22 protein-coding genes are annotated in these 21651 nt (G+C 62.9%); 13 read left to right on the top strand and 9 right to left on the bottom strand.

Annotated elements, in window-relative coordinates; genetic code table 11:
* Positions 1-67 precede the first annotated feature (67 nt).
* The 5 genes from QE385_RS16790 to QE385_RS16770 all read left to right on the top strand — a co-directional run bounded on the left by QE385_RS16790 (position 68) and on the right by QE385_RS16770 (position 4322).
* On the top strand, positions 68-484 hold the full coding sequence (locus tag QE385_RS16790) for an NUDIX domain-containing protein (protein WP_307103783.1): 417 nt from the start codon (positions 68-70) through the stop codon (positions 482-484).
* A complete protein-coding gene (locus QE385_RS16785) occupies positions 481-972 on the top strand; it encodes a DUF523 domain-containing protein (protein WP_307103781.1) in 492 nt (163 codons plus the stop codon). Before QE385_RS16790 ends, QE385_RS16785 begins: the two co-directional genes overlap by 4 nt.
* Positions 973-1154: 182 nt before the next feature.
* Positions 1155-2228, top strand: a complete 1074-nt coding sequence (locus QE385_RS16780) for a sensor histidine kinase (RefSeq protein WP_307103779.1) — start codon at positions 1155-1157, stop codon at positions 2226-2228.
* Positions 2225-2935 (top strand): LytTR family DNA-binding domain-containing protein, encoded by a 711-nt coding sequence (locus tag QE385_RS16775; protein WP_307103777.1) that lies wholly within the window; start codon positions 2225-2227, stop codon positions 2933-2935. Before QE385_RS16780 ends, QE385_RS16775 begins: the two co-directional genes overlap by 4 nt.
* A gap of 133 nt (positions 2936-3068) precedes the next feature.
* Positions 3069-4322, top strand: a complete 1254-nt coding sequence (locus QE385_RS16770) for an amidohydrolase family protein (protein ID WP_307103774.1) — start codon at positions 3069-3071, stop codon at positions 4320-4322.
* A 106-nt stretch (positions 4323-4428) separates the two neighbouring features.
* Here QE385_RS16770 and QE385_RS16765 read toward each other — a convergent pair whose 3' ends face one another.
* From QE385_RS16765 to QE385_RS16750, 4 genes are all read right to left on the bottom strand, one after another.
* Complete coding sequence (locus QE385_RS16765; RefSeq protein ID WP_307103773.1) at positions 4429-5907, bottom strand: S41 family peptidase; 1479 nt, start codon at positions 5905-5907, stop codon at positions 4429-4431.
* 84 nt (positions 5908-5991) lie between these two features.
* Entirely contained in the window at positions 5992-6756 is a 765-nt protein-coding gene (locus QE385_RS16760) for an AraC family transcriptional regulator (RefSeq protein WP_307103771.1), read from the bottom strand.
* A gap of 116 nt (positions 6757-6872) precedes the next feature.
* Complete coding sequence (locus QE385_RS16755; protein WP_307103769.1) at positions 6873-7622, bottom strand: nucleotidyltransferase domain-containing protein; 750 nt, start codon at positions 7620-7622, stop codon at positions 6873-6875.
* A gap of 178 nt (positions 7623-7800) precedes the next feature.
* Positions 7801-8442, bottom strand: coding sequence for a CPBP family intramembrane glutamic endopeptidase (locus QE385_RS16750; RefSeq protein WP_307103767.1), 642 nt, complete (start codon positions 8440-8442; stop codon positions 7801-7803).
* 241 nt (positions 8443-8683) lie between these two features.
* Between QE385_RS16750 and QE385_RS16745 the strand changes: the two genes are divergently transcribed.
* The 3 genes from QE385_RS16745 to QE385_RS16735 all read left to right on the top strand — a co-directional run bounded on the left by QE385_RS16745 (position 8684) and on the right by QE385_RS16735 (position 11311).
* Complete coding sequence (locus QE385_RS16745) at positions 8684-9436, top strand: S41 family peptidase (RefSeq protein ID WP_307103765.1); 753 nt, start codon at positions 8684-8686, stop codon at positions 9434-9436.
* A gap of 236 nt (positions 9437-9672) precedes the next feature.
* Complete coding sequence (locus QE385_RS16740; RefSeq protein WP_307103763.1) at positions 9673-10704, top strand: NADP-dependent oxidoreductase; 1032 nt, start codon at positions 9673-9675, stop codon at positions 10702-10704.
* 103 nt (positions 10705-10807) lie between these two features.
* Positions 10808-11311: a nucleoside deaminase gene (locus QE385_RS16735; protein ID WP_307103762.1), complete on the top strand. Its 504-nt coding sequence runs from the start codon at positions 10808-10810 to the stop codon at positions 11309-11311.
* A 196-nt stretch (positions 11312-11507) separates the two neighbouring features.
* Here QE385_RS16735 and QE385_RS16730 read toward each other — a convergent pair whose 3' ends face one another.
* Positions 11508-12161 (bottom strand): arylsulfatase, encoded by a 654-nt coding sequence (locus QE385_RS16730; RefSeq protein WP_307103760.1) that lies wholly within the window; start codon positions 12159-12161, stop codon positions 11508-11510.
* Positions 12162-12437: 276 nt separating this feature from the next.
* On the opposite strand from QE385_RS16730, the gene QE385_RS16725 reads away from it, so the two are divergent.
* The 4 genes from QE385_RS16725 to QE385_RS16710 all read left to right on the top strand — a co-directional run bounded on the left by QE385_RS16725 (position 12438) and on the right by QE385_RS16710 (position 18649).
* Positions 12438-14939, top strand: a complete 2502-nt coding sequence (locus tag QE385_RS16725; RefSeq protein WP_307103759.1) for a TonB-dependent siderophore receptor — start codon at positions 12438-12440, stop codon at positions 14937-14939.
* A 158-nt stretch (positions 14940-15097) separates the two neighbouring features.
* Positions 15098-15985 (top strand): MurR/RpiR family transcriptional regulator, encoded by an 888-nt coding sequence (locus QE385_RS16720; protein WP_307104788.1) that lies wholly within the window; start codon positions 15098-15100, stop codon positions 15983-15985.
* Positions 15982-17307 carry an aspartate aminotransferase family protein gene (locus QE385_RS16715; RefSeq protein WP_307103757.1) on the top strand — a complete coding sequence of 442 codons (1326 nt, stop codon included), beginning with the start codon at positions 15982-15984 and terminating at the stop codon, positions 17305-17307. The genes QE385_RS16720 and QE385_RS16715 overlap by 4 nt, the downstream gene beginning before the upstream one ends.
* A gap of 58 nt (positions 17308-17365) precedes the next feature.
* Positions 17366-18649 (top strand): dicarboxylate/amino acid:cation symporter, encoded by a 1284-nt coding sequence (locus QE385_RS16710; RefSeq protein ID WP_307103755.1) that lies wholly within the window; start codon positions 17366-17368, stop codon positions 18647-18649.
* Positions 18650-18792: 143 nt separating this feature from the next.
* Here QE385_RS16710 and QE385_RS16705 read toward each other — a convergent pair whose 3' ends face one another.
* The 3 genes from QE385_RS16705 to QE385_RS16695 all read right to left on the bottom strand — a co-directional run bounded on the left by QE385_RS16705 (position 18793) and on the right by QE385_RS16695 (position 20590).
* Complete coding sequence (locus QE385_RS16705) at positions 18793-19029, bottom strand: AAA family ATPase (protein ID WP_307104786.1); 237 nt, start codon at positions 19027-19029, stop codon at positions 18793-18795.
* A gap of 25 nt (positions 19030-19054) precedes the next feature.
* Positions 19055-20262, bottom strand: a protein-coding gene (locus QE385_RS16700; RefSeq protein ID WP_307103753.1) for an IS3 family transposase whose coding sequence is annotated in 2 segments (ribosomal slippage) — positions 19055-19938 and positions 19938-20262 — 1209 coding nt in all. Because the reading frame shifts where the segments join, the coding sequence is not laid out codon by codon here.
* Positions 20263-20335: 73 nt separating this feature from the next.
* Complete coding sequence (locus tag QE385_RS16695; RefSeq protein WP_307103751.1) at positions 20336-20590, bottom strand: hypothetical protein; 255 nt, start codon at positions 20588-20590, stop codon at positions 20336-20338.
* 118 nt (positions 20591-20708) lie between these two features.
* Here QE385_RS16695 and QE385_RS16690 point away from each other — a divergent pair, with 118 nt between their 5' ends.
* Positions 20709-21146, top strand: a complete 438-nt coding sequence (locus QE385_RS16690) for a GNAT family N-acetyltransferase (RefSeq protein WP_307103749.1) — start codon at positions 20709-20711, stop codon at positions 21144-21146.
* Between the two features lie 109 nt (positions 21147-21255).
* On the opposite strand, the gene QE385_RS16685 is transcribed toward QE385_RS16690, so the two are convergent.
* Positions 21256-21618, bottom strand: coding sequence for a darcynin family protein (locus tag QE385_RS16685; protein WP_307103747.1), 363 nt, complete (start codon positions 21616-21618; stop codon positions 21256-21258).
* Positions 21619-21651 lie beyond the last annotated feature (33 nt).

Genomic DNA, 21651 nt, shown 5'->3' with positions numbered 1-21651 from the left:
CTGAAATGGGAAAGCCGGCCCGCCCGCGGTGCTTGCCGTTTCTATCCGCGAGCGCAATGAACGGTCTATGCCAGAAGCCACGCTCATTCGAATAGCTGCCGCCCTGATCGATGATGGCCAAGGCCGAACACTTCTGGTCCGCAAGGCCGGCACCAAGTGGTTCCTGCAGGCTGGCGGAAAGATCGAGGCGGGGGAAAGTCCGCTCGACGCCCTCTGCCGCGAACTGCACGAGGAGATTGGCCTCTCCATCAAGGATGTTACGGCCCAGCATCTGGGCTGCTTTACCGCCCCGGCTGCAAACGAACCGGGGCGATCGGTCCAGGCAGAGCTGTTCCATGTCCGAACCGCACATGATCCGGCACCCAGCCTTGAAATCGAAGAGGCCATCTGGGCGGATAAGGCGACGGCGGAGGGGATGCCACTTGCTACACTGACGAGGGACCATGTCCTGCCGTTGTTTTCTGCACTGACGGCAGGCGCATGACGCTCGCCAAGGTGCTGGTCAGCGCCTGTCTCTTGGCCAGGCCGGTGCGATACAATGGTTCGGCGAAGACACTGGAGGATGCGCTGCTGGATCGCTGGGTGAGCGAAGGCCGTGTCGTATCGGTCTGCCCGGAGGTGATGGCTGGATTACCGACGCCCCGACCACCAGCGGAGATAGCGAATGGGGAGAGCGGCGCAGCGGTGATTCAGCGCGGCGGCTACATCGTCGAGGCGGATGGCAACGACGTGACCGAAGCTTATCTCGACGGGGCGCGGATCGCCCTCGCACATGCTCTCCGACACGATTGCAGATACGCGCTCCTGACCGATGGCAGCCCATCGTGCGGGGGCAGCTTCATCTATGACGGCACCTTCAAGGGCCGGAGGATTGATGGCGAGGGTGTGACTGCCGCCCTCCTGCGCCAGCACGGCATCACTGTGTTCACGCAGACCGAGATTTCGCCTCTGGCTGCGGTGCTGAACGGTTGACGCAGGCGCTCGGGCTTTCGACGCCCCTTTCCCGATGGGATCGAGAAATGGGAATGACCTGACCATCTCGCTGTGCTCTCGTAATTGCAAGCGGCGACCGATCATCATCTCTCAAGGGGACGTTCCTGTTCCATCCCGACCAGCTGTCAAATCACCTATCACGGAGGTAAAAGTGGTGGGCGATGATGATCAAATCGAACCCATCGATTAAGGATTTCCGGGCGTGGCGGACAATCGGCGTGGCCTGGTGCATCGCCGCGTGCTGCTATACCCCAGCCGTCTGGTTGTTGGATAAGGCGGGCGATTGGAAGGCCTTGCCTGTCACGCTTGCCACCATGGTCCTGTTCTTCACGCCATGGGCGCTGCTGACCCCGGCAACGTTGCGCGCGAGTGCGCTTGCGCCGCTCGGCACCGGTCGCAATGGACGTTCCTTGGCGATGCTGGCCCTGCTCGGGATCGCCACCATCCCTTTCGCCACCGCGTCAGGATTGTTGCTCCAGCAGGGCGTGGCGTGGACGATACATGCAAGCGAAGCGCCCGCGTTCACCCAACTCGTGCGGGGAACCGCGATTACGTCGTTCTTCTCGGTGCCGATCTATGTCGCAATTGTCGGCATCGGGCAGGTTCTGATCTGGACGGAGCGGTCGAGGGAGCGCGAGAAGATGCGCGCCGATGCGCGGCTTGAGGCGCTTCGTGCCCGGATCGGCCCCCACTTCCTGTTCAACGCTCTGACCGCGATCGGCGAACTGGCGCACCGCGATCCGGACGGCACCCAACGCGCCATTGCCGGACTGGCCGATATCCTGAGAGGGACGTTGATCGCGGACGAGCATCATGGCCTTGGCGATGAGATCGCGATGGCGAAGGACCATGTCGAACTCCACCGCCTGTTGATACCCGGGAAGCTCGATTTCCACGTCCGCGTGTCACCCGACGCCTGGCGGGAACTCATCCCGACGGCGATCCTGCAACCGCTGATCGAGAATGCCCTTGTCCATGCGCTCAACTCACTCGGGCAAGGTCGGTTGGCCATCCTGGCCCAGGTCGATGACGGCCTGCTCCATATCCGCGTTGAAAATACGATGCCCGCCATCATCCGCCCGTCGCGTGGGACCGGTTCAGGTCTCGCCAATGTCCGGGAGCGTCTCGCCGCCCTTTATGGCGGGAAGGCCGAATTACGGACGATGATCGCGGCCGAGCAGTTCGTCGCGGAACTGAGCCTTCCAGCGTCGGTCGAGGCGAAATCGGCGGCATGATCGACACGCTGATCGTCGAGGATGTGCCGCTGGCGCGTGACGCGCTCGTGCGTCTGCTGGCACAACACGCGGATGTTCGCGTGATCGGGGCGGCCGGGACGGTCGCGGAGGCGCGGCAGCTGATCGAGCAACACCGGCCGCATCTCATCTTCCTTGACATGGCCTTGCCGGACGGCACGGGGTTGAGCTTGGCCGAGGCGATCCTGCCGCCTCGGCCCGCGATCATCTTCCTGACGGCGTTTCCCGATTTCGCGTTGCCTGCCTTTGGCGTGGAAGCACTCGACTATCTGCTTAAGCCCGGCACGCCCGAGGATGTCGCCCGCGCCCTTGATCGCGTTCGTCGTGCCATGAATGCAGCCGCTCCTTCGGCGCCCAACCCCTTCCTCGAAATACGCGATGGCGGTCGTACCAGCTTCGTCCCGCTCGACTCCATCGAACGGGTCGACGCCGCAGGCCATTATCTGTGCGTCCATGCCGCCGGGGAGGTACATTTGCTTCGCACTCCCATCACCGAGCTGATCGCTCGGTTGGGTCCCGACTTCGTTCGCGTGCACCGCTCGACGCTGGTGAGGCTCGACCGGATCGTGTCGATCACGGATCGGCGCAACAGCGATGGCGATATCACCTTGCTGGACGGCAGCGTCGTTCCACTCAGTCGAACCTTCCGCTCCGACCTCACGCGCCAACTGGCCTTGCGCGCCCGCTGACCGCGTCCGGCACGGCTCACGCCATCACAATCACCGTTCGGGCCTATCCCCTTGCCGCATGGCGTGTCGATCGATTGTCCTCCCCGGCGCAGCATGGAGGAATGAAATGCGGTGGAGACAATGGTGTATCGGCATGACGCTGTCCGTCATGGCGGTTCCTGCGGCGGCGGCGGACCGACCGCTGCTGATCCGCGACGCGCGCGTGTTCGACGGGACGCATATGCTCGGTCGGCGCGACGTCCTGGTCGAGAATGGCAGGATAGCAGCGGTTGGGCGCAGGCTGAAGGGACCAGCCGGTGCCAAGCTGGTCGAGGCGCGGGGCCGTACCCTCTTGCCAGGACTGATGGACGGACATGTCCACGTCTTTCCCGGCGCACAGGCCGACGCCTTGCGGTTCGGCGTGACGACGGTCTTCGACATGTATTCCGACGCCGACCGTGCCACCATCGCCCGCTGGCGCGCGCAACGCCGGTCGGACGCGCCCGTGACCGAGGCGGACACCTTCACGGCCGGGATCGGCGCAACCCCGCCCGGCGGCCATCCTACCGAGATGGGAGGGAATCAGTCTCCGCCATTGCCGACCCTGGCCGGTGGCGCGGATGCGGCCGCCTTCATGCGGGCCCGGATCGTGGCGGGATCGGATTATCTCAAGATCCTGCAGGATGATGGAGCCCGCGGGAGCAAGCCGCCGACTTTGCCCGCCTTCTCTCCTGAACGTTTCGCCCAGGTCATCGCCGCCGCCAAGGCGACCGGCAAGCTGGTGGTCGTTCATATACAGAAACTCGCCGACGCCCGCATAGCTGTCGCATCGGGCGTCAACGCGCTGGAACATGCGGTGTGCGATGCGCCGATGGATGACACCCTGATCGCGAAGATGCGGGAAAAGGGCGTGGCACAGACCGCCACGCTGGCGACCTATGCGGGGCTGGCGGGCGCCGACTATGCCCGAAAGCTGGCGGCCGACCCGCTGGTCGCGCCGTACCTGTCCCCGACGCAGCGCAGCATGTTGACGCTCGATTGGAAGCGGGCACGGCCTCAGGATTTCGCCATAGCGCGCGCCAACGTCGCGCGCCTTATTCAGAGCGGCGTGACCATGATTGCCGGCACCGACACGCCGAACCCCACGACCGCCTTCGGGCCATCGCTCTACATCGAACTGCAACTGCTCGTGGATGCGGGTCTTACACCGACCCAGGCGCTGGTATCCGCGACGTCGGCACCCGCGCGATTCTTCGGCACGACGGATCGTGGCCGCATCGCGCCGGGGCTGAAGGCGGATCTGCTTCTGGTCGATGGCGACCCCACGAAGGAAATATCGGCCGTTCAGCATATCGTGGCGATCTGGAAGAATGGCCATGAGGTCGATCGAAGGCCACCCGTCAAGTGAACTTATCTGGAAAAGCCATTTCCGATTGCGAACGGCCAGCGAGACGGTTGGCGCATCCCCATCGGGATGGTCGATCGGGGATCGCGCGGCGTTCTCAAATTCATGGCTAGCTGGGCTTTTGAGAAGCGAGGGCGGCATCGCTGGCGATGGTTCGCAAGGCTCGCTCGCCGCGCGCCCGGTCGCTTTCGCCCTCGGTCGGCAGAACGGGCAGGTCGGGCGCCATGCCCGCCTCCTCGTTCGTACCGTCCGCCCTTAGCCTCATGCAGTTCGGCACCCGGAAGCGTAGGCGCGAGTGGTGGAGGACGATCGGATCGTCCTCCGTCATGAAGCCGCACCCGTCACCGCCCGTCCGGTCGCCGACGAGCTTGGCGATCCGATTATCCTGCATCACGGCCGCGAACATCTCGGCGGACGAATAGGACCGCTTGTCGGCGATGACATAGGTCGCCCCTGTCCAACTGCCGTAGAATTGTCGAACGGTCGCGGCTGAGGACAGCGCGGCCGCTGCGTTGGCGTCGCTATAGACGTCGCCCGGCAGGCCGGGCGAATAGCCCCCGGCATAGCCAGCGGGCAGCAGCCGGTTGCAGTTCGACGGTGACCACTTCCGCTGCTCGCGCCAGACCCATGACAGGTCGCAGCGATGTCGACCGATTGCGGCGGTCTGGCGGTAGAAGAAGGCGCGCGCATCGGCTAGCGCGGTCTTGGCATCGCGCGACCGGGCGGCCGAGAACGCTTCATCGATGTCGCCGATCTCTTCCGCGAAATAGCGCGCGGCGATCGGTGCGTCCGCCATCATCAGGCGGGCGGATCGCACCGGGTGGTCGGTCAGGAGGCGGGGCGTCCAGTCGCCGCTATCGTCACCGCCGCTGTCATTGCCGATGTCGATCACCAGGGTCGTCGCTCCGGCCCGGCGCAGCGTCCCGATCACAGCCGCTATGTCCTTGAACCATCGCAAGCGCGTGGCATCGCGAACCGCGTCCGGCGTGATCGGAGTGCCCGCCTGCCGCAAGTCGGCCCAAGCGTGGAGACAGGCCATGGGAAAAGCGCGGGCGCGGAAGTTCTGGATGCGGACGACGCCGATCGTGACCTTCGATCGCATGACGAGGCCGCTTCGGAAGGTCGAGCCGAGCCCGTCCGACATCAGCCGGAAGCCGGGAAGGCTTTCCAGCGGCAACGAGAAGGCGACCGGTCCGGTCGAGGCATAACCTAGCGCCGCGCACCCTGCGATCGGCTCGACTGGATCGAGCGTGGCCTTGTCCGGTTCGGTGGCGGGCGTCGAGGCGATGGCGAGATAGGGCAGTTCGGACAAATGCCCGTCATGGAAACCGGCGATGAAGGCGCGGATGGCGTTCGCCGCCTCCGTGTCGTTGCTGGCGGAAGCCAGTGCGGCCATCGTCTTGCGATCGAGGGCGGGCAGGTCGACCCCGTCGGCGCCGGACGCTTTCCAGGCAAGGTTGACGTAGCGGTCGAGCAGTTCGCCCTTGAGCTGGGCATAGTCCTGTTGCCACGCCGCCCGGTCGAAAGGGGCGGCAGCGGATAGGGCGGTGGCGAACAGGTTCAGGACGAGCAGCGGGATGATGCGCATGGACGATCCGTCGGAGGTGTACAGGATGCACCGTCATACCGAGCCCGTTGCGCCCCGGCTTGTACGACACGCGCGACGAGGATGTTACGCGCGCTGGCGATATTCGGAAGGGGAGCAGCCCAGCACCGCCCGGAAGGATCGGGCGAGGTGCGCCTGGTCGCAAAAGCCGCAGCTCGTCGCGATGACCGCGATCGGCAGTATTGTCGTCCGGATCATGCTGGCCGCCCTCCTCACGCGCACATCGCGCTGATAGGCGGCGGGCGTGCAGCCATGCTCCCGGCGGAAGGCGCGGGTCAGCGTCGCCGGATGGCAATCGACGTACCGCGCGATATCCGCCACCGACAGCGGTTCGCCGTCCGCCGAATCGATCAGCGCCAGCGCACGGCGAACGATCGTCGAGGCCGGCACCGATGCGCCGGCAAGGCCTCGCCCCAGCTCGGCCGAGGCTTGCCAGATCAGGCCCTCGATCGCGCCACGGGAAAAACTATCGTTTGTGTGCCGCTCCGTATCCATGCGTGCCGCCAGCCTGTCGATCACCGTCGAGCGGGCGACCGGCGCCGACTGGAACGGCATCGTGCCCATAAGATAGTCGAGCAGATCGCCGGAGGGGGTGACAATGATCTTGCGCGCGCCCCGTGCACCGAACTGCTGGGCATGAGGGATGCCGGCGGGGCAGACGAGCGCGCTACCCCGCGTCTCCATCCCGGATCGGCCACCGATCGTCTCTTCATAGCCGCCGCCCAGGACGATCGTCAGGCTCGGGGCGGTATGGAAATGCGGTAGGATATGGCTACCGGCGTCATAGGTCCGGTAGGCGAAGTTTGTCGTGGAGCCTGACCGTTCTTCCATCCCGCCAGCCATACAGGTTTTGGCGGCTAAATGACATTACGGTGTTCCCATTGGGAACGGCCTGCGAGACGGCGCAGGCATTCCCATTGCGATCGAGTTTCGGGAAAGCGCTTCTTCTAAGCGACACGCCATGATGCAGGCGCATCCCGACGATCCCCGTCAAAGAGCGTGCCGCCGTGTGGAGCTAGTTCGGCTTCCGCAAGAGCAATCACGGGACCAGCATCGCCCTTTGTGAACAGCGCTCGAAAAGCACCGTCGAACCGGCTCGCAAGATCGGCATCGATACTCGTCAGCAGGCGTGGAGCCCATTTGCCCGTCCCGTTCCAACGGCGACGGCCACGCAGGGCGAGTTCCACGAGCTTGGGATGGAGCATGGCTCCTATCGCCAACAGTTCCTGCGCCGTTCGATCGCCGCGAAGATCGTCCACCGCGTCCGTGATCTCATATCGTAGCCCGTTCAACGTTGCGGCTGAAAACGGCAGCGGTCCGCTCCTTAACCGAGCCGCTACTTCAGCGCGCAGAGCTTCAGCCCGCTCCTGACCAGGACCGACTATCTTACCTTCTACAATCATATTGAGGATGCTGGGGCGGCCCCGCGCCACGTCCTCGCTGACGAACCATGCCAGCGTTTCGGGGTCGTGAACAAACGCCTCGATCGGCACGCCATCGACGGTGAAGGACTCCCGCCGCGCGGCGTCGAGGCGATCGAACACGACAACCAAGTCTATGTCGGACAGGTACGTGCCTTCCCCGCGCATGATTGACCCTGCCGCATAGGCAAAGGCCGCGCCATCGTAGCGGGTATGGAACACGGCTTCGGCGATCGTCAGCGCCTCCGCCGGCGTGGGGCCGGTTCGTTTCACCATGAGGCAGCTTACTTTCTTAGCTGCAACATGGGCAACGCCGCATCTGCCGCTCAGCAGCTCCCGACCGGGAACGGCGATTCAGACGGCCGCCGCATTCCCATCAGGATCGATTCCGAGAACGCTCGCGCAGTCTCACTGGCCGTTCCCCATCGAGACGGTTGAACGGGTCGGCGCTGAGCTAGGCGTATCGCCCGAAATAGAGCATTGCGATGCCGTAACTATCCGTGCAGGCATGCGCCAGCATCAGCGCCCATAGATTGCGCCCATTTCGTAAGTACGCTGCCGCATACAAGGCGCCGACGATGCCGGTAGTGATGATTCCGACGGAGCCCTGCGGCCCGTGGGCGGCCCCAAAGACCAAGGCACTGATCGCCACCACCAATGGGCTACGCCAGGCTCTTTCGCCCAGGAGCTCTGTCAGCTGCCTCACCAGGAAACCGCGAAATACGATCTCTTCACCGATAGCGGCGCTGGTGAGCGCAAAAATCAGCAGGCGCGTCGCCGCATCGGCGTTGCCCGCCAGCGCGCCATACGCGCTGTAGTCGATCGGGGTACCTAGCAACTGCGCAATGGCCGGCTGCACGAATTCACCGATAAGGATGCTGCTGATCGCCAGCAACACTGCCCAGCCTGCTGTATCCCGCCAGCGACGGCGCCGCAGGCCGAGCGCGGCCAAGCCTCCCGTCTCAGCATAGATCAGTCCGGCTGCTGCCGCTGCCAACACGAGGATGCGGTATGGAATGCTGACAGGAGCAAAGATCGCAACTAGCAAAGCCACCAGGATAAGGACGCGGGCAGGCCGGGAGGCGAGATTAAACACGATTGCAAACTCTGATATCATGAGCCGGTTGAACAGGGCGTCAGTTGATAGCGGCTGGCTGGCCGCTCGTATATGAGAAGGCGATGAGCGCCGAGACCGTGACGTTGCGGTTGGCCCGCGAAGCTTTCGTGCCAATGCCGGAACACCCAATTGCAGACATCGTCCGATGATACGGTCGAGACACTGCGTCAGGCCGGAGCGACGACCTTGGCGATCGACATCGGCAACGACAGCGGCGGTGATGATAGCGGGGACTGGACGCCCCGCCTTCCTGACCGACCGCCGCGTGCGATCCGCGCTCCTGATGATGGCCGACGCACCGATCGCCGCGCGCTATTTCGCGGAAGAGATTGGCGACATCGATGAAGCGCTCGCAGCCACCCGGTCGCGTGATGCCAAGACCGCGCTGGCCGGTGCGCGTGCCTTTTTCTCGCGGCAGACCGCCGCGATCGGTTGGCAGCGCTGCGACCTGTCATGGGTCTGGCGGGAGCAGCGGGTCTGGTCGCCGTCGAACTGCAACCGACTGTTGCCCGCCGGCTATGCCGGGGGCTATTCCGCCGGTTTGCCCCGCAACGCCTATAGCGACCCCAACCCAGCGGCCGCGCTGTCCTCGGCCTCGACCGTTCGGCAATTCTACGGCAGTTGGACAGGCCCAGCCTATATCATCGTCGACAAGCGGTCCTATTCGTCCGCCGAGATGTTCGCGGCCGTGATGCAGGACAATCGGATCGGCAAGCTTGTCGGCGACCGGACGGGCGGTGACGGGTGCGGCTTCATGACGGAGGACGCCCCGATCGTCCTCCACCACTCGCGTCTACGCTTCCGCGTGCCGAACTGCATGAGGCTAAGGGCGGACGGCACGAACGAGGAGGCGGGCGTCATGCCCGACCTGCCTGTACTGCCGACCGAGGGTGAAAGTGACCGGGCACGCGGCGAGCGAGCCTTGCGAACCATCGCCAGCGATGCCGTCCTCGCTTCTCAAAAACCCAGCTAGCCATGAATTTGAGAACGCCGCGCGATTCCCGATCGACCATCCCAACAAGACGGCTTCCCGCCTCGCTGGCCGTTTCATTGCAAGACGGTCGCGGCGCCGTCTTGGTCGCTTTGCGATGCCGACGCTCCATGCTCCGCGACGGTGCCGCAATGTCGATTGAAAGCCGGAAAGGAAAAGCTTGCTGCAGGTCCGTCGCGCGCTCGCTTACCTTCAAGCGACCCGCAAGGAACCGATCCATGGCCGACCGCACAAACCAGCGCATCCTCCTCGCCTCACGTCCAGACGGAGAGCCGCAGGCACGGAATTTCGAGGTCAGCACGGCCAGCGTCCCCGAGCCGGGACACGGACAGCTACTCCTGCAAATCCTTTATCTGTCGCTCGATCCATATATGCGGGGACGGATGAGCGCCGCCAAGTCCTACGCCGCCCCCGTTGAGATCGGCGAGGTCATGGAGGGCGGAACCGTCGCGCGCGTCATCGCCTCTCGCCATCCTGATTACACCGAGGGGGATATCGTCTTGTCGCATTCCGGTTGGCAAAGCTTTGCGCTCTCCGATGGCGTCGGCCTGCGCAAGCTCGACCCTAAAGCCGCGCCCATCACCACGGCGCTCGGCGTCCTTGGGATGCCAGGCTTCACGGCGTATGCCGGTCTTCTCAATATCGGCCGTCCGCAAATCGGTGAGACGGTCGTCGTCGCGGCTGCAAGTGGGGCCGTCGGGTCTGCCGTCGGGCAGATCGCCCGTATCAAGGGTGCGCGGGCGGTGGGGATCGCCGGTGGTCCCGAGAAATGCGCGTTCGTCCGTGACGAACTCGGCTTCGATGCTGCGATCGATCACCGCGCTCCGGACTTTGCCGAACAACTGGCCGCTGCCTGCTCGAACGGCATCGACGTCTATTTCGAGAATGTAGGCGGGGCGGTCTGGGATGCGGTCTTCCCGCTGCTTAATTCGTTCGCCAGAGTGCCGGTGTGCGGCCTGATCGCCCATTACAATGATCGCCCCGGTGCCGCTGGTCCCCGTGACCGACTGCCGACGCTGATGCGGGATGTTTTGAGCAAGAGCCTGACGATCCGCGGCTTCATTCAGCGCGAGTTCGCTGATCAACGGCCTGGTTTCTATCGACAAGCAGCGGAATGGATTGCCGACGGGCGTCTTCGCTACCGCGAAGACGTGGTGGACGGGCTGGAAAACGCGCCCTCGGCCTTTATCGACCTGCTGCGGGGGCGAAATTTCGGTAAGTTGATCGTTCGTATTTCCGCCGATCAATAGTCTCTCAAAACAGCATCCCAATGGGAATGTCCCAGCCGTCTTGCCCAACCTTCCCGATCGAGAATAGCCTCGGCTGTCTACTGCCGCCGTGCTACTCGGAAGCATGGATCAAGATGAAACGATGATGGGGATGGCATTAGATGAAGCCCGCTCAGCCTTGGCTGAGGGCTATCTGCCTGTTGGCGCTGTCCTAGCATCAGATGGGACGCTCCTCGGGCGTGGACGTAAAGGGATGGAATCGAACCACCTCGATCACGCTGAAATGGTTGTTTTTCGTCAGGTATTCTCTGGCGACTACCGCTACACGCGCGCTGACCCGATCAGTCTCTACACGACGCTTGAGCCCTGCATCATGTGTTGGGGGACTTTACGGCATCTACCTATCCGGCGCTTGGTTTACGCTATGTCCGATCCCTATGGCGGATGCGCTGCGGCTGAGGTGACACCAACACCGCCACGCCATTTATCCCGACCGCTGGAAGTCATTGCCGGGGTCCGGCAGCGGGAGGCGCGTGAGCTGTTTCGACGCTTTCTCGATACGACTACAGAGAGTTTTTGGATAAATGGCGGCGCGTCGGAGTTTGTTGCTCAGGTACGGTGCGACTGACCAAGAAGATCACACCCTCTGCCATTTCACCATCGATTCTGAGAACGCCCGCACGTCTCGCTGGCCGTTCCTAATGGGAAAGCCGCTGCCGCCTCGCTGGCCTTTTTCAATCGCGACAAACTTGCGAACTGTCTCCGTATCCTTTTCCGTATTAGCTCCGACCGTGCGCAATCTCAGCCGTGGGTGACCTGCTGTATCAAGCTGCGTGGATTAGGGTGTCTCGCAATTCGATGACGGCCATATCCGGTGTGGTCAGTACCGGCTTTGAGGTACGCTTTCGGATCTCCGGGGCTGACCTGGCAATACTGAACTGCGCCAACGCCACCACGTCAACATCGATCGCGGCCACAGCTTCGGCGACAAGGCGATCATGCTCGGTATAGTCACCAGCAAGGTGAGCCGCTTGCGCACCTTCCACAAACACCGGGACGATCTCGACGCCATCCGGAAACTCTGCCGGCATGGACGCAAGCGTCGGTGCAAACCAGGCCACCAGCGCTACCCGACCTCCTATGCGAGCTGCTTGAGCGATCATGGCATCGTTGGGCTTGCGTACCGGTATCGGCGCCACCTCTGCCCGCACCGCATCAATACAGGGCCCGAACGCGGAGCATGTGAACAGGATCGCATCGGGTCGATCGGCCGCCGCATATCGGCCCAGTGCGAGGAACCGCTCGGTCATACGATCATCAAGCAACCCCGTCCGCGACAGTTCGGCGGACAGGCCATCATCCAGCAAGGACCGCAACTCGGCCCGCGGCCAGAGGCGGGCGAACGCATCTTCGATCGGGGGTGGAGACGATCGTAGAGCATGGATCAAAGTGATTCGCATGACGGCGGTATGATCCACGTGTTTCCAGACGGCAACCGTGAGTAATGTGCCAAAAAACTGTGCACCGCCCTCGCAGGCAAACTCGCTTTCTAACTCTGAAATCTATGTAAAGCAAAGGCTTAAAATGGAATCGCAGCCTGCCCGCCAAACTGTCACGATGCCCAAAAATGAAGCATATGGCTCATTTCTAGGTATAGTGATTCATGTGTTGCGTTTCCGTGAAAAGCGCGACAGTCTGGTTGCGAAGAAGGTCAGGAAAGCATTCCGCCCTTCGCCTATCGGGGGAACTGGTTCATGGCATATCGTTCGACGCTGCTCGCCTCGGCTTGTTTGCTTTCGCTGTCTGCGATGCCTGCAACCGCTCAGATTGCACCCGTGGGTGTAGCCCCGGACGAGGTCGCTGAAACCGAAGCCGCCAAGCCGCCCGCGCTCGGCGACATCGTTGTCACCGGATCGCGCGTTGGTCGCAGCCGCCTCGAGACCCTGGCGCCGGTTGACGTCATCGGCGCGTCCACGTTGACACGTCAGGGCACGCCGGAACTCGGCGCTGCGCTGGCCAATGTCGCACCTTCCATCACATTTCCGAGACCTGCGATTACCGACGGAACGGACAGCGTTCGTCCCGCGACGCTTCGTGGTCTTGCACCCGATCAGACGCTGGTGCTCTTGAATGGGGTGCGACAGCATTCCTCGGCGCTGGTCAACGTCAACGGTTCGATCGGCCGAGGATCCTCGGCCGTCGACCTCAACACCATTCCGGTCATTGCCCTTGATACCGTCGAGGTGCTTCGGGATGGCGCCTCGGCGCAATATGGCTCGGACGCCATTGCGGGCGTCGTCAACCTGCGGCTGCGCGAAGCGCGATCAGGGGGCGGTATCACCTCCAGCATTGGCGTCTATTCGACCGACGTGAAGACCGCGCGCATCCCGAACGGCTATCACCGCAATGACGGCGCCAACTATAGCGTAGCGGGGTGGCAGGGCTTCGGCATCGGGGCGGAGGGCTTCGTCACGGTTTCGGCCGAGTACATCAAGCGCGAGCCGACCAGTCGCGGCGATCTGGATCCGCGGGTGACCACGCCGCGCATCACGTCGCGCTTTGGAGACCCGGAAGTCGAGAGCGAGGCTGTCGTCATCAATGCCGGCATTCCGCTGACGTCCGATCTCGATCTCTATGGGCTCGGCGCATACCAGCATCGCTATTCGGAGTCCGCCGGCTTTCCGCGGCTCGAGAACAACATCAACAACACGAACATCGCGACTGGCCGACCGATCGTCCCGGGCGGGTTTCTGCCACTCATCGGCACGACAATCGACGATTTCACCGTGGGCGGCGGCATCAAGGGTGACGTGTCCGGGTTCAACGTCAACGCCAACGTGACCTATGGCAAGAACCGTCTCCACTTCTCGACGCTCAACTCCCTCAACGGCTCGCTCGGGGCCTCATCTCCCCGCAACTTCGATTCCGGAGCCTTGTCTTACGATCAGCTCACTGCAGGGCTGGATGTGGTCAGGCCGATCGAGATCGGGCTCGACAAGCCGCTCGCGCTGGCGTTCGGCGCGCAATTCCGCCGCGAAGGCTATGCGATCGAGGCCGGTGAACTGAACTCATATGTGTATGGCCCTGATCGTGGCGGCGGTCGCGCCGCCGGCGCGCAGCTTTTCCCGGGTTTCCGTCCAAGCAATGAAGTCGACCGGCATCGTAACAGCTACAGCCTGTATGCCGATCTCGATGCACCGCTGTTCACCGGCTTCGATATCGATGTCGCCGGACGGTACGAGCATTATGCCGATTTCGGATCGACCGCGACCGGCAAGGTCGCGGCACGCTATGACTTCGCTCCCGCATTCGCGATCCGCGGCGCCGTTTCGACCGGCTTCCGCGCGCCGAGCCTGCAGCAACAATTCTTCACGTCGACCGCGATCAACTTCCTCGTCATCAACGGAGTCAGCACACCGGTTGACGTGGTGACCTTCCCCGTGGCTGATCCGGTTGCGCGAGCGCTGGGCTCGCAGCCTCTGAAGCCCGAAAAGTCGACCAACCTGTCGGCGGGCTTCGTCTTCCACACCGGCGGCTTCGAACTGACCGTCGATGCCTATCACATCAAGATCAGGGACCGCATCGTCCTGTCCGAAAACATCCTTGGTTCGGCGCCGGGCACGCCGGGGGCGTCTGCGACCGCGGTCGCGATCTACAACCTCCTCAACTCGACCGGATCGACCCAGACCTATGGCGGGGGGCGTTTCTTCATTAACGGCGTCGACACCACGACCAAGGGTGTGGACATCGTCGCGCGCTATCGGTTTGATACCAATGGCTTGGGGCGCTTCGATCTCAACGCCGCGATCAACCTTAACGACACCAAGATCGACAAGCTGCCAACAACCAACCAGCTGTCGTCGCTGCCGGTCCCGCCGGCGCTCTTCGCCCGGGTCAACCAGTTGACATTCGAGAAGGGAACGCCCCGGCAGAAATATGTCCTTGGCACCGATTGGTCGAACGCCGGGCCGTTCTCCGCGACCGCCCGGTTGAATATCTATGGCTCGGTGTTGGTACCGCAGACGTCCGCGGCGCTCGACTATGAGACGGGAACGCATGCGCTGCTCGATCTGGAAGGCCGCTTCAAGGCGGGCGACCATTTCACTTTCGCGCTCGGTGCCCAGAACCTGCTCGATGCCTATCCCGATCAGACACCGGCCGCCGTGAACTCCACCGGGGCCATCGCCTATTCCAGCTATTCGCCCTTCGGCTTCAATGGCCGGTATGTCTACGCCCGGGTCGGGATCACATGGTGATCCCCGCCCTGGGGCAGGGCGCGTTGCATGCGCGGTAACGATCGCTCGGCGAGTATACCGTCGCGCGCTTCCGCCCTTCGTCGTTGAATCAAATGGATCATTTACCAACCCTAGGATACAGGCCCGATTCAGAGCTTAGGCAGAGGATCGGACCGGTGATGAATAACCCTTTGCAGGATCGTATCATCGAGGCGTTCGATGGCATGTCGGGCCAGCTTCAAGTGGCGGCCCGGTTCATGCTCGACCGCCCCCGCGAGGTCGCGTTGCTGTCGATGCGGGAAATGGCCCGGCAGGCCGATGTGAAACCAGCGACCATGACGCGGCTTGCCAAATATCTGGGCTTCGACGGATACGACGCCTTTCGCGACGTCTATGCTGCGGCCATGCGCGACGGCGGGCTGGGATTCTCTCGCCGCGCCGACGAACAGGTCGAGAAGCAGAAACTCGATGGCGACCAGGCTCTCGCAGCGCAAATGGCGGTCAGCACCGCGGCCCAGCTGAAAAACCTGACCGGTATAGCAACCCTTGACCAGTTCACCGCTGCAGCCGCTACGCTATCGGACGCAAGGCGGATCTATTGCCTGGGCATGCGGTCGTCCTTCCCTGTCGCTTGGCATTTCCACTATATTCTGTCGCTGGTGCAGGACGATGTGCATCTGCTGGATGGCAGCGGTGCCACTGGCATCGACATGCTCCGGTACATGTCCGCAGACGACGTGCTCCTGGCGGTCAGCGTGCAGCCCTACACCCGCGCCAGCGTCGAGATCGTCGATCATGCCGTGGCGCGGGGCCTGAAGGTCATCGCCATCACCGATAGCCCGGTCGCGCCCGTTGCAGAGGCCGCCTGTCAACTGATCCGCATCGAGACCGCAAGTCCGTCCTTTCTACACACGATGACGCCGGCATTGGCAGCAGCAGAGATTCTCGCCGCGCTGGTGACGGGACGGGGTGGCGAGAAAGCCCTCGCAGCCCTGCGACGAACCGAAGGACAGCTTGCTGCCTTCGACACCCATCTCGACAACAAAAGGCGCCGCAAGTCGCTATGACCCATCTTCTTCACCGTTCCATCAAGGCCGGCTATCCCGTCGCTATCGGGGGGCGCGGGGTCGAACTGTTCGACGCCGATGGACGACGCTACATCGACGCCTCGGGCGGGGCGGCGGTATCGTGTCTGGGCCACGGACATCCCGCCGTCCTCGACGCGCTTCGCGCGCAACTCGATGCGATCCCCTATGCACATACGGGCTTCTTCACCACCGAGATTGCCGAGCGCCTCGCCGACCGCCTCGTCGCCGATGCGCCCGGCGATCTGAACCACGTCTATCTAGTCAGTGGCGGCTCCGAGGCGGTCGAGGCGGCGCTGAAGATGGCGCGCCAGTATTTCGTCGAGAAAGGCGAGCCGCAGCGCCGCCACATCATCGCCCGGCGGCAAAGCTACCATGGCAACACCCTGGGCGCCTTGGCTACTGGCGGCAACGAGTGGCGTCGCGCGCAATTTTCCCCGCTGCTGATCGAGACGCATCACATCGATCCCTGTTACGCCTATCGCTACCAACGGCCCGGCGAGAGCGACGGTGACTATGCGGCGCGAGCGGCACAGGCGCTCGAGGACGAAATCCTGCGCCTGGGCGGCGACACGGTGATCGCCTTCGTCGCCGAGCCCGTGGTCGGCGCGACCAGCGGCGCGGTTCCACCGGTCGCGGATTATCTGCGGCGCATTCGGGAGATCTGCGACCGCTATGGCGTCCTCCTCATCTTTGACGAGGTCATGTGCGGCATGGGCCGGACCGGCACCCTTCACGCCTGCGAACAGGACGGCGTTGCACCCGACCTTCTGACGATCGCGAAGGGGCTGGGAGGCGGGTATCAGCCCATCGGCGCAGTTTTGCTGGGCAGGCATGTCTTCGAGGCGTTCGAGAATGGCTCGGGCTTCTTCCAGCATGGGCATACCTACATGGGCCACCCTATGGCTGCGGCAGCGGCGCTAGCCGTTCAGGAAACGATCGCTCGCGACACCCTTCTCGCAAACGTCCAGGCGATGGGCGACCGCTTGCAGCAAGGTCTGGAGACGCGCTTCGGCCAGCATCCGCACGTCGGAGACATCCGGGGGCGTGGCCTGTTCCGCGCCGTCGAGCTGGTCGCCGACCGCGATACCAAGGCGCCCTTCGAACCGGCCCGGAAGATCAACGTCCGCATCAAGGCCGAAGCGATGGCACGGGGGCTAATGGTCTATCCGATGGGGGGCACGATCGATGGTCTGAACGGCGACCATGTTCTGCTCGCTCCGCCCTTCATCATCAACGAAGCACAGATCGACATGGTGGTCGAACAACTGGGTGCCGCCGTCACCGCCGCGCTCGCTTCCTGACCTCTCCACCGGCAGCGACGTTTCCGTCGCCGATCCCCCTTGCGATGGGACTACACGCATGAATCGTCGATTTGCGAGCTTCGTCATCGCGGCCATGATCCTAGGCATCGCTGTCGGATGGATGTGCAACCTGGGCTTGGCTCCTGGCGACGCAGCGCGCACCGCGGCCGGTTTTTCGATGGTCACCGAGCTGTTCCTGCGGCTGATCAAGATGATCATCGCGCCACTGGTCTTTACCACCCTGGTCGCAGGCGTCGGCCATATGGAGGATGCAGCAGCGGTTGGCCGCATCGGTGCCAAGACGATGGGCTGGTTTCTGGGGGCGTCCATCCTGTCGCTGCTGCTGGGGCTGGCGATGGTCGAGTTGCTTCGGCCGGGAGCCGGTCTGACGTTGCATGCGGCCAACCCGATCGGCGCTCCGCCCCTGCCCAGCACTGACAGTTTCTCGCTCCACACGTTCATCACGCACCTCGTGCCGACGTCGATCTTCGACGCCATGGCCCGCAATGAGATCCTGCAGATCGTGATCTTCGCGATCTTCGTCGGCACGGCGGTGTCCATGCTCGATCAGAAAGCGCCGCAGGTCATGCAGTTGGTTGAGCAAGCGGCCTCGATCATGCTCAAGGTCACCGACATCGTCATGAAGTTCGCGCCGTTCGCGATATTCGCGTCGCTTGCATCGACCGTGACCCTCCAAGGTCTGCCCATCCTGCTCACCTATGCCAAATTTGTCGGTGGCTTCTATCTGTCGCTGGCGTTGCTCTGGGTGATCCTCTTTGGATTGGCCTTGCTCGTCCTTGGCCGGGCGGCAATCCGCCTCTTCGCCGCGATCCGCGAGCCCGCGCTCATTTCCTTCTCCTGCGCGAGCTCGGAGGCGGCCTATCCCAAGCTGCTGGCGGCGCTGCCTACGGTTGGCGTACCGCCCCGCATCGCGAGTTTCGTGCTGCCTTTGGGCTACTCGTTCAATCTCGACGGCTCGATGATGTACTGCACCTTTGCGACCACGTTCATCCTTCAGACCAACGGCGTGTCTTTGACGGTTGGGCAACAGGTCGGGATGCTGTTTCTCCTGCTCATCACATCGAAGGGTATCGCTGCGGTGCCTAGGGCATCATTGATCGTCATCATGGCGACCCTGACCTACCTGGGTTTGCCGGAGGGGTGGATTGCTCTGGTCCTGGCGGTCGATCACCTGTTGGACATGGGACGATCGGGCACGAACATCATCGGGAACTCCGTGGCAGCTGCCGTCGTATCGAAATGGGAAGGCGCTTTTGCTAGCCACGTCGCTGTGAGCGCTCAGCCCTTCAACGAAAAAGCGAAAGCGAGCTTGAGCGTCTAAGCGCCATCCAGTTGACCTTTGCCCCGCACATTTCTCGCTCTACGGGATAATGAGAAGATCGAACCCTTCCCATTTGCCCATCCCAATGGGAACGGCCCGGGCGTCTCGTCGGTCGTTCGCAATTGGTAAGGCGTGGGTAGCTACTACAGCCATCGGCCGCCATCGAATACGGCAACATGATTGAAGCCTTCCGCTGCCGTCGGTTCCTCAAACTGCTGTGCGACGGCGACGATCGCGGGGGTTGGTACTACCTTGTCGGGGGTTCGGGCCGCGTTTCGTTCGATCGCCACATCAAGCGGCGTGTCGATCCACACCGCTTCGACAGATGCTCCTAGCCGTTGGGCGATGCTAATGATCTTCGCCCTGTGGCGGACCCTGATCTGGCCCCCGTTTCACCGGACGGATTTAAGCGGTTGCAGAAACCGTTGCGCGATGCTCGCGCGGTGAACGCATCTTGAGCCCTGAATGGGGGTGGTTGTCGTTGTAGTCCTCGATCCACCCGGCCAGCGATGTCAACGCGGAGGATGCATCGGGCAGCGGCGAGACGCGGACGTAATCGCGTTTGAGGGTGTGCACGAAGGCTTCGGAGATGCCGTTGGATTGCGGGCTGCGGACAGGCGTGAAGCAGGGTTTGAGCCCAAGCTGCCTGGCAAAGGTGCGTGTTTCGCGGGCGGTATAGGCCGAGCCGTTATCGGACAGCATCTCGACCGGCGTGGTCGTGCGTACAGCGCCGAAGCGGGTTTCGACAGCTTCCAACATGATATCGCGCACGTCCGAGCCGCTGATGCCGGCATTACTGACCGCGCGCCAGGCGATGATCTCGCGGTCGTGGGCGTCGATGATGAAGGCGCCGCGCACGACCTCGTCGTTCCAGCAGGTGAACTCGAACCCGTCCGAGCACCAGCGCACGTTGGAGCGGATCGTCACCACAACGCCGTCATGGCCATAGTCGGTCCGCTCGGTGTAGCGCCGCGCCAACAGCAGTCGGTCCGCCGCCATGATGCGATAGACACGCTTGTGATTGACCGGCGCCAGTCCTTCGGCACGCTGCTGCCGATTGAGGACCGCCGCGATGCGGCGGTAGCCGTATGTTGGCCGCTGCGCGGCGATTTGGCGGATGCGAGGCAGCAGAGCCGCATCCTGGGCCTTGGCGTACGGCCCGCGCGTCTTGCTGCTGCCGGCCAGGCGGTCGTACACCGTCGAGCGCCCGACCCCGAGCGTGCTGGCGACGATGCTCACCGGATAGTCTCCGGCAGCGGCGAGTGCATGAGCAAGCTCGCTTTTTTTGGGCGTGAGCGCTCCAGCGCCTCCTTCAGGATCTCGACCTCCAGCGTCTTGCGGCCGAGCTGGCGCTCCAGTTCGCGGATGCGGGTCTCCATCTCGCGTACCTGGCGGTTGCTGGTCACGTCGTCGTCACCGGCGACCGCGACGCTCCCGCCTTCCAGCATCAGCCGTCGCCAGCGGTACAGCAGGTTCGGGGCCACGCCGTTGCGGCGCGCCACCACCGAGATGCTCTCGCGACCATCGAGCGTCTCCTCGACGATCCTCAGCTTCTCAGGCGTGCTCCAGTGACGGCGACGACCGCCGTCGGTGATGATTTCGGACACGGACATAAGCCTATGCTCAGGGGATAGCCCCAAGCCTCCTTCCTAGGCTTAAATCCGTCCGGTCGAAACAGGGGCCAGCTCAGACCCCGGGCAGCGCGGCGTCGAAGTAGATCGTGAACGGCGATGCTGGCTGCGAGGCGATCCATGTCGATTTGCCGGCTCCTTGTATTCCGCAGACCACCACCACTCGCATCGATGCCGGCGCGAGTTCCAGCGTGCGTTCCAAAGCTGCATAAGACAGCCGCCATGCTTCCTCGTTACGTTCGACCGTCCAAACCCTACCCTCTGGGGTTTCTAGGAAATCATCCGGGTTGATCGTTGTCGGGACGGTCATAGGATCAGCATAGCGTCACGCCAGCCAATTCCCATTATTCGATCACAATGGGAATGCCCTGGCTGTCTCGATCGCCGTTCGATTGTGGGGGACGGCCAGCTGGTGATAGGGAACAGCCATGATTACGATCCGCGCTGCCGCTCCCGATGATGCGGAAGCACTTACCAACCTGATGCATGGTTCGGCCTCTTATAGCGGTAAGTACGCAAGCATCCTCGACGGGTATGCGGTCACGCCCTCGCAGATCGAGCGAGATGTTTTCTATATCGCTGAGCGTGACGACACCTTGTGCGGATTTTACAGTCTAACCCTCGATGGTGAACCCGAACTGGACCTGATGTTCGTAGCAGATGGCATTCAGGGTAGTGGTTTAGGATCTAGGCTGTTCCGGCACATGATGGCGGAAGCGAGGCGGCGGGGTATCGTCTCGATCAAGATCGTTTCCCATCCGCCCTCAGTTGGCTTTTATGAGGCGATGGGTGCGGTCGTCGTCGGTACGAAACCACCGACAATCAAGGCAACGTGGAGCCGTCCGATCCTGTCGCTGGCGATCTAGCCACCTTCTCAATATTCGATCCTAACGGGAAAGCCCCGGTCATCTCGCGGGCCGTTCCTAAGCGGAAAAAGATGAAGAGGGGGGCGCAGATGCCCCCCTCTTCCGTTGGTCAGGCGGTGATAGCCGGGCGATCGTAGTTCTTGGCATAGGCGTTTTCCACGCCGGTCAGGATTTCCACAATATCGAAATAGCGATCCCAGAAGGCCGTTTCGCGCAGGTCTTCCACCAACAACTGGTAGGAATGATGGTCCGCCGCGTCCCACATCCAAATGTCGGTGACGCGGGCAGAATAGAACTCCACGTCAAAAAAGCGCAGCGAGACGCTAGCCGCGTGCTTTTTGAGGATCGGAGTGAAATGCTCTGCCAGAAGCTCGAAGCGGCGATCGACGGGGAATCCAAGCCATTCAGGTGAAGTCTTGACCAGCATGAAGACGGTGACGGTCGGTTCAAAGGGTAATTGCGGAGTGGTCATTCTGTGTCCTTGCATCATCATGTGCAGGACGTA

This window comes from Sphingomonas sp. SORGH_AS_0950 (assembly GCF_030818415.1).
In the GTDB taxonomy this organism is placed as follows: Bacteria; Pseudomonadota; Alphaproteobacteria; order Sphingomonadales; family Sphingomonadaceae; genus Sphingomonas.
The sequence above is the reverse complement of the archived record's forward strand: the minus strand, read 5'-3'. Positions and strand labels throughout refer to the sequence as shown.